4 protein-coding genes and 4 pseudogenes are annotated in these 12,746 nt (G+C 67.6%); 2 read left to right on the forward strand and 6 right to left on the reverse strand.

The window, feature by feature from the left end:
• Positions 1-446: 446 nt before the first annotated feature.
• Positions 447-1,670: pseudogene (locus LO772_RS35690) on the forward strand (IS110 family transposase); the annotation flags it as partial.
• 59 nt (positions 1,671-1,729) lie between these two features.
• On the opposite strand, the pseudogene LO772_RS35695 reads toward LO772_RS35690, so the two are convergent.
• The 5 genes and pseudogenes from LO772_RS35695 to LO772_RS35720 all read right to left on the reverse strand — a co-directional run.
• A pseudogene (locus LO772_RS35695) lies at positions 1,730-2,216 on the reverse strand (hypothetical protein); the annotation flags it as partial.
• A 187-nt stretch (positions 2,217-2,403) separates the two neighbouring features.
• A complete protein-coding gene (locus tag LO772_RS35700) occupies positions 2,404-4,203 on the reverse strand; it encodes a reverse transcriptase domain-containing protein (protein ID WP_231776188.1) in 1,800 nt (599 codons plus the stop codon).
• A 589-nt stretch (positions 4,204-4,792) separates the two neighbouring features.
• A pseudogene (locus LO772_RS36175) lies at positions 4,793-6,570 on the reverse strand (reverse transcriptase domain-containing protein); the annotation flags it as partial.
• Between the two features lie 534 nt (positions 6,571-7,104).
• A pseudogene (locus LO772_RS35715) lies at positions 7,105-7,293 on the reverse strand (transposase); the annotation flags it as partial.
• Positions 7,294-7,526: 233 nt separating this feature from the next.
• Positions 7,527-8,903, reverse strand: coding sequence for an IS1380 family transposase (locus tag LO772_RS35720; RefSeq protein ID WP_231776191.1), 1,377 nt, complete (start codon positions 8,901-8,903; stop codon positions 7,527-7,529).
• 194 nt (positions 8,904-9,097) lie between these two features.
• On the opposite strand from LO772_RS35720, the gene LO772_RS35725 reads away from it, so the two are divergent.
• A complete protein-coding gene (locus LO772_RS35725) occupies positions 9,098-9,334 on the forward strand; it encodes a hypothetical protein (protein ID WP_231776192.1) in 237 nt (78 codons plus the stop codon).
• Between the two features lie 938 nt (positions 9,335-10,272).
• On the opposite strand, the gene LO772_RS35730 is transcribed toward LO772_RS35725, so the two are convergent.
• Positions 10,273-11,217 (reverse strand): GlxA family transcriptional regulator, encoded by a 945-nt coding sequence (locus tag LO772_RS35730; protein ID WP_231776193.1) that lies wholly within the window; start codon positions 11,215-11,217, stop codon positions 10,273-10,275.
• Between the last annotated feature and the right edge of the window lie 1,529 nt (positions 11,218-12,746).

The following is a 12,746-nucleotide window of genomic DNA, read 5'->3' on the forward strand; positions in this document are numbered from 1 at the left end:
CATCAGACCAGCAGATCAGCAGCCACGGGCCGACGGATTCGCGCCCGGTCCACACCATCAGGCGACCACAGAACAACTCAAAGACTTACAGACCGCCCGCTGAGAGCCCTGTTGACAAGACGAGGCTGGCTCGCGCCCAGCGGTGTGGCGTGGGTGTTCGAGACTGCGTGCAGGTCCGTCTGCGCGGTTATCGAAGTAGTCCGGTTGGTGCACGGGGTCCGTCTGCGGCTTCCAGGCGGTTTGCTGTTCGTTGTCCGAGCCGGTTGTGCGGATCACCTCTCAGTTCTGCCTTGAGCTTTCAGCTCTGACGCGGACCGAGGGCCGTGTGACTCGCTGGGGTTGCGAACGGCTGGTGGGATGACGTGCCTTGAGCACTTCCATTAGGGAGCACGCGCACCCTGCACAGGCTCTGACCTGGGAAGAGACTCGTCACGAGGGAGGGCCGGATGGAGATCACCGGGTTGCCGACGCCAGTGTTCTGCGGGGTGGACTGGGCGGAAGACCATCACGACATGTCACTGGCCGATGCGAGCGGAAAGCAACTCGCCAAGGTGCGGATCGGTGACGATGCTGCAGCGTTTGCCCAGTTCATGGCCCTGTTGGCCGAGCACGGCGACAGTGAGGACTCCCAGATCCCCGTGGCGATCGAGACGTCACGCGGACTGCTTGTCGCGTGCCTTCGGGCCACCGGCCGGCCGGTCTTCGCGATCAACCCGTTGGCCGTGGCCCGCTACCGCGACCGCCGCTCCGTCGCCCGCAAGAAGTCAGACGCCGTCGACGCCGCGGCCCTGGCCAACATTCTGCGGACCGACATGGCCGCCCACCGGCCACTGCCCGCGGACTCCGAGCTCGTTCAGGCCATCGCCGTCCTCGCCAGGGCACAACAAGACGCCGTCTGGGCCCGCGGCCAGGCTCACAACAAGCTTCGCTCCCAGCTCAGAGAGTTCTACCCGGCGATCCTCGACGCCTTCGCCCCTCACAAACACGGCCTGTGTTCAAGGGAAGCCCGCAGCATCCTGGACGCAGCACCCACCCCCACCCTGGCTGCGAAGCTGACGCGGCGGCGTCTGCAGTCGCTGCTCAAGCAGGCCGGCCGGGTCCGCGGCATCCAGGCCGAAGCCGAAAGGTTCCACGAGGTTTTCAGACGCGACTACCTCCACCAACTCCCGCAGGTCGAGGCTGCTCTCGGGCACCAGACCACCGCTCTGCTCAGGCAGCTGAATACCGCCTGTGACAACGCTGACCAGCTTGAAGAAGCCGTCACGCAGGCCTTCGATGAGCACCCGGACGCGCCAGTCATCCGCAGCTTCCCGGGTCTCGCCGCACTGACCGGCGCTCGGGTCCTGGGGGAGATCGGCGATGACCGGACCCGCTTCGCCAGTGCTGGATCATTGAAGGCCTACGCGGGAAGCGCTCCGGTCACCAGGGCCAGCGGCAAGAGCTGCAAGGTCATGAGCCGGAAGGTCAAGAACCAGCGACTGGCCGCCGTCGGCTACGTCTGGGCCTTCGTGTCTCTCACCCGGTCGCCAGGTGCCAGAGCCCACTACGACCGTCGGCGAGCAGCCGGCGACCGTCACGTAGCCGCACAGCGGAACCTCTTCAATCGCTTCATGGGCATGCTGTTCCACTGTCTCCAGAACGGTCACACCTACGACGAAACAATCGCGTTCCCGCAGTCCCCAAACGGACATATCGCAGCGACAGCTGGACGCTTATCCGCGTGGGATGTCTTGTCTGCCGCGACCGCGTCCGGGCGAGTGCGCGGGCGGCCCGCCGCGCCGCGCACCCGGACTTTGTCCAGCACGTGGGCGAACTGCGGGCTGTCGGCGGCCTGCCCCTCGGTGAGGACGAACGCGCGGGGGCGGCAGCGCCGGTCCCGGCGAGGTGGACCTTGCCGGTCAGCCCGCCGCGCGAGCGGCCGAGTGCCGCGGCCTTCAGCCGCGCGCGGTGGCGGCGCCGGGCCCGTCGGGCGGTGTCCGCCTCGGGTCCGGCGTGTTCGCTTTGCGCCTTCCGCGAGCCCCCTGTGTGTGCCCCGACGCCTGCTCCAGGGCCGCGAGGACGTCCTCGCCGACCCGCATGCCCGCCGCGTCGTGGTGGGCGCGGACGACCGTGGAGTCCACGCTGACCAGCGACACGTCCACCTGCCCCCGGCGGGCCGCCTCCGCGATCGCCCGGTCCATCAGGGCCTCGAAGACCCCCGCGTCCCGCCACTGGCGGAGTGAAGTAGGCCGCCGACGAGGTGCCCGTGGCGCGGGTCCTTTTCCGACGGCCCCTTCCCGAACGGTGCGGGCTGTGAAGTAGGCCGTCGGCGAGGTGCCTCTGGGGGAGGTCCTTTTCCGACGGCCCCTTCCCGAACCGGGCATGCGACGTTAATCGCACCCGGCTCTCCAGTGTCTTTCTCTCTCATGAATTCTGCCGCGAAGGACGACCGCTGTAGTGGATTCCTTCGTGGCAGACACGGCAGACGACCAGGGTCTTCCGACGACGCGCGGCCATCATCTGAGCCCAGGCAGGCTTGACAGCCCGCCCCCGAACGTTCAGGTCCTTCAGGTGCCGAATGTGGTGCACTTCAACACCTTCATGAGACCCGCACATCTCGCACGTATCAGCAAGCAGGCGCTTTACAATCTCATTGCGCCCGCTGTTCCATACCTGCGCCGGTTGGTCGTCGAGGCTTCCAATCTTGATCTTTCGTTTCAGTGATATTCCACCCCATTGCGCCACCAGCGGACGCTTTCCCTCGCCACGTTGGACGGTGACCTGGAGCCCCTTGCGGGGACCTTGGTCAGTCTTCAGTACGGTCCGGTAGCGCCGATAGACCATGGAGACACGAACGCGATACTTCCGCGCCAGTGTTTTGGTCAAGGAGCGTTCCATTACGTACTTCAGCCGTCCGAGACGGTGAAGGTTGAAAGCGAGCTGGTAGTAACCGGCGATCCCACGGAACTCGGCCTGGTACTGGGCGACGATAGAAAAATCGCTGTTGACCGTGCGTTCGGTCCGCCGGATCGGTCGGCCGTGGTGCATATAGGGGCGGCACTTGGCGCGGATGACGTCAGCAGGCACTTTCAGCCCGACCTGCGCGTTGATGCTGCGCTGACCGCGATGGTCGTGCTTGGTGTCGTTGTCCAAGACCACGATCTCGTAGCCGAGGAACCGGGCGGACTGCGTCCGCCCATGCGTAATCAAGGTCTTTTCCTCGGACAGTTCCAGCTTGAGTTCGTCCCGCAGGAACCGACCGATGTTGTCCTTGATCTCCTCGGCCTCCCGCTTGGGGCCAGTGAAGCCCAGCAGCCAATCATCCGCATAACGGCAGTAGTTCAGCCGCCTGTAGCCTGGATCATTAGGATCGCGGGAGGGCATGGTCTTCATCTGCTTGCGCAGTGCTCGACCTGCTTCCAGGTCCCCTTGCTGTTCCAGCCTGAAGGCGCGTTGCCACAGCCGCATATAAGGACGATTAGCCTTGCGCCGTGCCCCCTGGTTGTGGGCGGGGAGCAGGTCCCTCTCGATGTACTTGTCCAGCCGGTCCAGGTAGATGTTGGACAGGATCGGCGAGATCACGCCGCCTTGCGGTGAACCGCTCAACGTCGCGTGATAGCGCCACTGTTCCAGATATCCAGCCTGAAGCAGTCCGTCGACCAACCGCAGAAAACGATTGTCGTGGATCTTCTCAGCCAGAATCGACCGCATGACACTGTGGTCCAGGCTGTCGAAGCAGGCTTTGATGTCACCCTCGACAAACCACGTTGTGCCCCGCCACCCTGGGTAGATCGATTGCAAGGCGGTGTGACAGCCCCGGCCGGTCCGGAAGCCGTGGGAATGGTCGGAGAACTGCGGTTCGTAATATGCCTCAAGGAGCAGACGCATCACCTCTTGCAGCAGTTTGTCCGACCACGTTGGCAGACCTAAACCACGCCGCTTCTTCGTACTTCCCTTCTTCTCGATGTAGACGCGGCGTGTTGGTGACCACCGATAGCGCTCACTGCGTAACGCGTCGATGATCGCCTGGATCTTTCCCAGGCGCATGCCGTCCACTGTTTCGGCCGTGACGCCGGGGGTCATCGCACCGTCGTTGCGGTAGATCCGCCCGTAGGCGAGCAGGTACAGATCCCGGTTGAACAAGCACCGGTAGAGACGTTCCAGTGGCAATCCCTTTCTGCCGCGTTCACGGATGATCCCCAGTAGGGCTTCGGCGCTCTGCAATTTCGCATACCTCGCCATCGTGGATGATCTCTTGACACCTGGGGCCCTTCGCCCAATGTGGACGGCTTTCCCGTCCTCCTTGGCCGGTCGTTACTCCGACGACTACTACGGCCCCTCCGTGGCCATAGGGCTCGCGCCCCGTAGGCCATCCCGTATTCCCCTTGCGCTGGACGTATCGAGCGTGACGTAGGCGGCCCTTCCGTCCCCTTGAGCGAACTCGCTGTTCGCCGCCCGTCGGCCGGAAGGGTTGAGACGAGGAAACTCGGACTCGTCCGATGCCGGCGGCTGCGACCTAAGACGTCGTGTCGCAGGGTGTGCACATTCCACCGCTGGTGACTGGGCTTCAGGCAGTGTGGCTTTCGCCGTATCACGCGGGCTTTGCGCGGCAGCGCCTTTGACGCCTTCTCAACGCTCCACGCTTTCCCGCCATGCTGTTGTCCCCTCGCGCTTTCGCGTCCAGGTCAGGCGGGCAGCCCCAAGGTCATCTCCTTCCGAACCTCGGCCCCCTGCGGGGGCGATCCAGCGCCGAGTGAAACGGCGCACAGTTTCCCAGCACACCGCTCTCCAGTGATCTATTCCATGGGACGGGAGTCGAGCGTCCGGCATGGATTGCCTCATGGCAAGCGCGACAGACCACCAGGGTCTTGCGCCGTCTCATGGCCATGAGCTTCACCGCCGTCGAAGGCTCGGGACGTCCGGGCCGTTTGAGATCCGCCAGCTTCCTGATGTGGTGGACTTCCACCTTGATAGAGGACTGACAGAGCTCGCATTGGTCCGCAAGGAGCCGCTTGACGATTTCTGCCGTGTTGACCTTGTTAGGCGTCATCGGCTCGGCGTCTGTAATTATCGCCCTGCGCTGCCGTTTGAGCGGGATGCCGCCGAAGCGGGCGGTTCTCTCCCTGCCGTCCGGATGCTCGACCCTCGCCTCGAAACACCGCAGGGGACCGTGCCGAGTCCGCACCTCTGCCCGGTACTTGCGGGCCATACGAGTCACGGTGGAGCGGTGCTTATCGGCAAGGGTTTTGAGCATGGAGGTCGCCATTACCCATTGCAGGCGATTGAGTCGGGCGACGTCCTGGGCGAGCAGGTAGTACTGGACAAGTCCCCGGTACTCGGCTTGGTAGGCCGCCACGATCGAGAAATCACTGTCGTGGATCAGCACCCCGCGTCCGACCGGTTTCCCGCCGCTCATATAGGCGGCACAGCGCCGCCGGATTACCTCATGCGGAACATAGAGCCCGATGATGCCGCTGGCCGATCTGCGCGGCCCGGTGAGCTTGGTGTCGCACCGCTGGGCCCGGATCTCATAGCCGAGGAACCGTGCCGCGCCGCCTGACTGGTGGCGTGTGTGATCAAGGTCTTCGGCTCGGACAGTTCCAGCTTTAGTTGTCTGCTTAGGAACTGCCTGATCCTAGCCTTTATCTCCTCTGCTTCACTCTTGGGCCCGGCGAACCCAAGGAGCCAGTCGTCGGCGTACCTGACGTATCTCAGCCTACGATAATCCGGATCGTAGGGGTCGGCGCTCGGAAGGTTGCGCTTGCGCAACCTCAACGCGCGCACAGCGGCGCGGTCTCCACGCCGTTTCGCCCAATACATCCGCCCATCGAGACGGTGATACTCGGGATTATGCCGTCTGAGCTTCCCTCGGTTGTATTCCGGCAATAGAACCTGTTCAACGAAACGATCGAGACGGTCCAGGTAGATGTTGGAAAGGATCGGCGAGGCAACCCCGCCTTGCGGTGCGCCGGACAGCGTGGCGTTCCACTTCCAATCCTCCAGATACCCGGCCTTAAGCATGTTCCCGATCAGCCGCAGAAAGCGTCCATCGTGGATCTTCTCCCGAAGGATCCCCAGCAGGACCTGGTGATCCAGGCTGCCGAAGCAGTCGGAGATGTCTCCTTCGATGAACCATCGTGTCCCGGTCGAGTACTTCACCACGTCCTGCAACGCGGTGTGGCAGCCCCGTTCGGGACGGAAACCGTGGGAGCGGTCGGAGAACTGGACGTCGTAATAGGCGTCCAGCAACAACCGGACCACCTCGGCGAGCAGCTTGTCCGACCACGACGGCATTCCCAGCGGGCGCATCTTCGAGGAATTCTTCTTCGGGATGTAGACCCGTCTTGCAGGCGACCAGCGATACGTCTCGGAACGTAATACACCGATAAGCGCATCGATCTTCGCCTGTGACATGCCGTCCACGGTTTCCCCGGTGGCGCCAGGCGTCATCGATCCTTTGTTTCGATAGACGCGCCCGTAGGCCATGAGGAACAGCTGGGGGTTGAACAGCTGGCGATATATTCTCTCCAGCGGCAGGCCATTCCTGCCGCGTTGTCGGATGACGGCCAGCACAGTTTCGGCTCTCTGCATTGCGCATACCTCCCTTCACCGACCGCCCAGATCACCTGTGCCCCTTCGCCCTGTGACCGGATTTCCCGGCCGCCTTGGCAGGGCGTCACTCCTGCGACTAATACGGGCACTCCGTCACCGTAGGGCTCGCGCCCCTTAGGTGATCCCGTGGTACGTCCCTGCTGTACGTATCGAGCGCGACGTAGGCCGCCCACTCATCCCCTTGGCCTTCCTCGCTGGAAGGCGTCCCGTCCCCTGGAGGTTGCCCAAGGAACCGATTCATCGCTGGGCAGAGAACAGGCGCCGGTTTCAGACGCTATTCCGACGGGTGTCTACTTTCACCACTGGAGATTGGGCTTCAAGCAATCCAGCCTTGGCCATATCGCGCGGGTCTTGCGGCACTCAGCCCTAGGCGTCTTCAGACAGCCACCGCTTTCCGGACATGCTACGGTCCCCTTTGGGTTTCCCTTCCAGGTAAGTCCGGCGACCCAGGAATAACCCTCCAAATTCCTCCCGAGTGAGTCGGGGATACAGCAAAGCGCCTCACGGCGCACAGCGGTTGGACACGGTCGACCAGGCACCGAACTCCCGTGGCATCTCCCGCCACTGCGAGCCCGTCCGGAACTTCCAGACCACGCCCTCGAACTGCTGCCGCAGCCGCTCGGGATACGGGCCGTACTCACCGATCGGCAGATGCGGCCCGATGAACTCCCACTCTTCATCCGTCAGTTGCGCTCGTGTCACAGGACACGTCTACCGGAACAGGCTCTGCCGCGATGGCCACTCCCGCAAATTGATCACAGCCAGATACGCGCCCTAGCCTCGATCTTTCGTGATGGTCCGTCAGTTATTGGCAGGTATGTCTGACGGTGTGCCGGTAGGTGCTTTCCGGGATGTGGGCGTGTTTGTCGCCCGGCTGTCGCGTCGGGTGGGCGCCGGGGTTCCACTCTCCCGGAGTGTGCCTTGGTCGGTGGGGTTCAGGCGGGGTCGGGGATTAACCGGAGCCGGTCGAGCGCGGCGGTGATCACGGCTGTCCAGGGCCATGTCCGGGCGAGTTTGAGGACGCGTCGGCGTCCGGTGGTGGTCAGGCGTGCGGCGGCGGAGAACAGCCGCAGCCGCAGGCGTTTCGGCTCCCAGCGGCGTGCGTCGCCGGTCAGGGCGAGCATCGGCATCCAGGCGAGCAGGTCGAGGGCGAGTTGGATGATCTCCAGCCAGACCTGGTTCTGGGCTGTGTCGTGGAGCGGCAGGTTCCGCAGGCCGGTCGTGCGGGCGGTGCGGATGCGGTCCTCGGCGCGGGCGCGGAGCCGGTGCCGCAGCTCCAGAGCCGAGATCGCGGTGCCCGGGGTGTTGGTGGCGAAGCAGGTGATCCGCATGCCGTCGGCGTCGGTGATGCGCAACTGGGCGCCGGGGTGGGGGCGTTCCTTCCGCACGATCAGCCGCATCCCGGTGGGCCATCCGTCCAGGACGTCGCCGGTGAGTTCGCAGACCCAGGCGCCGTCGCGCACCTGTCCGTCGTGTTCGACGGCGGGTGTCCACGCCGAGGCGGGGACGGCGAGGACGGCGGCGTGGACCTTGTCGGTGATCGTCATGCCGACCGAGTAGGACAGCCATCGTCCGCGTCGGGTGAGCCAGTCGACGAACTCATGGGTGCCGCCGCCCGAATCGGTGCGCACCAGGGTGCCGCGTCCGCGTCGGTGCCGCTTGGGGAGTTGGGCGAGCGCGAGCCGGGCGGCGGCGATGTGGTCGGCGGCGGTGTTGCTGCCCGCGTTGCCCGGCCGCAGCCACATCGCGGCCGGCTCACCGGTGCCGCCCGGTCCGTGGTCGACGAACACGACCAGCGGGTGGTGCCCGAACGTCTTCTTCCACGTCGGGGCGGCGTCCTGCTTGTCGGAGTGCGCCAGGACCAGGACCCCGTCGACGTCCACGGTCACCACCCCGTCCGCGTCCGGTGCCTGGTGACCAGCCAACTCCCAGGCCCGGAAACGGGCTTCGGCGCGTGCCGTGCGGATCGCAGCCAAGGCCTTCGGCCCAGCCGCGGCGAGGACGCCCACCAGGCGGGAGACCGTGGGGTCGGAGGCGACCGGCCCGAACACCGCGGGCTGCGCACGCAGGACGCCGACGTCGGCCAGACAGTCCCCGCCCAACGCGACCGCGAGCGCCACATCAAGGAGCACCTTGCCTGGATCGTGGACCGCATGCGGCTTGCGCCACGCAGCCAAGGTCCGCGACAACGCCTTGTCCAGCCCGGTCTTGCGGACCGTCTCGACCAGCACCACCGCCCCGGCCTGCGAGACCACGCCGGAACCATCCCCCGACACCCGCACATGCGGGTACGACCCGCTACGATTCCTCACCTGGAAAGTGCCTCGTTGATCCGGAACGACAGGGCCCTAGACAAGCCCTATCGTCCCAGGTCAGAGGCACTTTCTGCTTTCCTGACCACATGTCAGACGCGCATTTTCGTGAAAGCGCGAGGCTAGAGTGGGTCCCGGATCCTCCGGTTCGTCCGGTCGATGGTCGTGAATGGCTCACGGAGGGTGTTGTGTGGATGCGGATGGTTGTGCGTCAGCATGAGCGGCTGACTCCTGGTGAGTTCGAGGCCGGCCAGGTCGGGGCGCGTGCTGCCCCTGGTGTGGCCGCGTCGGAGACGGCGGTCGGCTCGCCCGTGGTGTCGTTGAACCGGCTGCTGTGGCGCGCCTCGCAGGTCCGTGTCGTCGGCGGACTGGCGCCCTGTGGGGGTCTGCCCCTCGGCGTACGAAGGATCAGCCCGGCGTCGTGGGCGTAGTGGTTGCTGTGGACGGAGGAAGCCCCGGCCGCAAGGAAGCCGCCGCTGCGTTGAGGCCACGCGGAATTGTTGTACTCGAAATACGGCTGGGGCATGGACGTCGGGGCGCTGGACGACGCGGAGCGGCGCCGAGGTTTGCGCCGCTGGTCGATGGCCGGACCGGACCTCCGCGTCCGGACCACCGGGTTGATGTTCTCGGCCCGGCTGTCGTGCGTCGCGACCGCCGGGCTCTCCCGAGTCCGCGCCGCCATGTCCGCGGACATGGCCCAGCCGCCCCGCTCCGCTCCGCCCCGAAACCGGCCCGGGCTCCCGGCTTCCCACAGCAGGGGAGAGCACCTTTCCCCACCCCACCCCACCCCACCGCGTCCGCGTCCGCGTCCGCGTCCGCCCGGCGAGACCGTCGACGCCATCGGGCGTTGCGGACGGCGGGGGAGCGCGGCGCCTCGTCCCGGATCCCGCCCGCTGGCCATGCTCGGGTGCCCTGTCTCGTCGACAGGTTCGCGGGGCCCTTTTTCTGAACCGGTCGCGTGGACTCCGCAGTCTCTGGGCCGTCGTCTCCGCCCGAATGACGCGGCCGGACCGGATCGTGACCTTGACACCGGACCGCGTACTGCGCCGGCGCGGCCGCGCGTCGCGTCGCGGACAGCCCGCAGTGGCGGCGGCGACTGCAGCCGCACCGCGGTCCGGGGGCGTCGCACGCCAGCTCTCGGGCACAAGCGGTAACCACGGCGGATGACCACGGTGGAGAGGGCATACCGTGTTGGGGTTCCGTGGAAGGACGAACGGTGTCCCTCGAGTTGGTCTGGGGCCTCGGGATGGCCGAGAACGACAAGGCTCCCATGTTCCTTGTGCTGCAGATCGTGCGGCGAACAAAAATCTCGGTTCACACTGTGCGGGCGCGGTTGGTCGTCTCGCAGGCGGTGATGGGTGCGTTGGTGTCACGTGCGTGTCCGCCCGGTGGGCGCTCGGTTGAAACTCGCGCGATAGGCCGTGGGTGTGAGTCCGACCCGGCTGGCTAGGTGCTTGCGCAGTGAGTCCGCGCTGCCCAGACCGCTCTTCTCAGCCACCTGGTCCATGGGCAGCTCGGTGGTCTCCAGCAGCTCTCTGGCCCGGTCGATGCGCCGGTGCAGCAGCCATTGGAGGGGGCTCGACGCAGTCTCTGCGTGGAAGCGCCGGGTGAGGGTGCGCACGCTCGTCCTGGCGTGACCGGCCAGGTCGGCCAGGGTGAGCGGCCGGTCGAGGTGTTCGAGTGCCCAGGCGCGGGTGGGGGCGAGTGAGGAGCCGCGTTCCGGCGGCAGCGGGGTCTCGATGAACTGGGACTGGCCGCCCGGCCGTTGGGGAGAGACGACGGCGAGCCGCGCGGTCGCGTTGGCGACGGCCGCGCCGTAGTCGATCTTGACCAGATGCAGACACAGGTCGATGGCGGCCGCGGCTCCCGCCGAGGTGAAGACGCCGTTGTCCTCGACGAAGAGGAGGCCGGGTTGTACGTCGATTGACGGGAAGCGAGTGGCGAGGTCGTCGGCCAGCGCCCAGTGGGTCGTCGCGCGAAGCCCGTCCAGCAGGCCGGCCTGGGCCAGGACGAAAGCACCCGTACACAAAGAGGCGATCCGTGCGCCGGCAGCCGCGGCTTCCCGTAGGGCATCGAGGACCTCCGGGGGAGCCTGCTCGCCGCCGCTACCGACGGCGATCACCGTGTCGGCGCCCTCCAACGAGTCCAGGCCGTCCGGCACCACGATGTCGGGCCCGCCGACGGTCGGTATCGGGCCCGGCCGCGCCGTACAGACGCGCACGTCATAGTGCGGGGCGCTGTTGAACACCATGAGCGGGATCGAGACGTCGAAGCTCAGTACAGGCGGCACGGTGACCGCAGCAACGCGATGCATGGCCGGATCCTCCGGGCGGGTGGCACTGCGGCCACTATCCTACGAGGCCGCGGAGCGGCACCGTTGGCGGCCTGAAATCTCACGTGTTTGCGGGTCGCGGGGCCGCCGCGTGGAAGGCCGCCCTGTTGCCGGCCGAGGACGGCGGGAGGGTGCGCGTGATCAGCCGGATCGGCGGCGGGCCCGACCCCGCCCGCAAGCACCTCGGCGACCTCGTCCGGCGGGCGGCCGCGGGCCACCCGCCGGTGCCGCGCCGCCGCTACACCCCGATCGCCGTGCCGCTCCCCGCCGCAGACACCGCGCCGTCCCGTGCCGCGTCCAGTCCGGACCTGCCCGCCGTGCGCGCACCGCCCGCCGCCGCGAGGTTGCGGGAAGCTCGCGCGCCGCTGCCGGATCCGGTCCGCACGGCGCGCGCCGGTACCGTGTTGTCCCGGGGCGGGCACCACGCGCTGCGCACCGCCCCGGCCGACGCGCCCGTCCTGGGCGGGGACCTGACCACCGCGCCCGTGCGCGGCGTCGCCGAGGCCCGCAAGAAGCTCGGCGACCTCATCCAGGCCGCCGCCACCGGCCACCCCCAGGCCCTGCGCCGCCACACCGCCCCCCTCGCCGTGCTGCTCCCCGCCACCGCGGACGGCACCCCCTGGCCGCCGCGTTCACCACCACCGGAGGCCTCACGGCCGCCGCGCTTGCCACGGTGCCCGCAGCCGGCGCCTGCCCACCGGCTCGCCCGCCGCCGGGCGGCCCGCCGCGTTCGCCCGTCCCGTCGACGAGGGAGGCACCCTCCTGCCCACCGCTGCGCCCGCACCTGCGCCCGCTGTCGCACCGGAGGCCGTGCCCGGCCCCGCACCTGCGCCCGCTGTCGCACCGGAGGCCGTGCCCGGCCCCGCACCTGCGCCCGCTGTCGCACCGGAGGCCGTGCCCGGCCCGGCACCTGCGCCCGCACCCGCTGCGCCCGGTCAACTCCCCGCCACCGCACCGCGAACCGCAGCATCCACACCGGACACCACCGCGATGTCGCTCGCGCCCCCCGAGGCGCCGCAGCCGATGCCGTCCACACCTGCCGCCGAGGTTCCGCCAGCCGCGTCCCCGACCACGCCCGCCGCGCCCGGCCCCGCCCCCACCACCGCGTCGGGTGGCCCGGTTCCCGCGGCGCGCCCCGCGGCCTTTGGCGGTGCTCGCCGACGTCGTGGACCACATCCTGACCCCCGCGCCCGCCACCGAACACCCGCCGCGCCCGCCACCGAACACCCCGCCGTGCCCGCCCTGGGGGTCCGCGCACCCAACACGGTGATGAACACCCGAGCGCCGACACCCCATGCGCGTCCCCGAGGACACGTCCGCGTTCGTGCCGCCTGTCCGTACACGCCGGTCCCGGTACGGCAGTTGCCGGGTGCAAGCGGGCCCGGCTCGTGGGGCGTGGTGAAGAAGGCCCCGGCTCGGGGCCCTGCGGCCGATGAGCCCGGAACGGTCCAGGCGGTCGCGGTCGGGAGCGTTGCCGCGGCGGGGACGGACCGGTGGTGGGTACGGGGGCG

This window comes from Yinghuangia sp. ASG 101, assembly GCF_021165735.1.
GTDB lineage: Bacteria > Actinomycetota > Actinomycetes > Streptomycetales > Streptomycetaceae > Yinghuangia.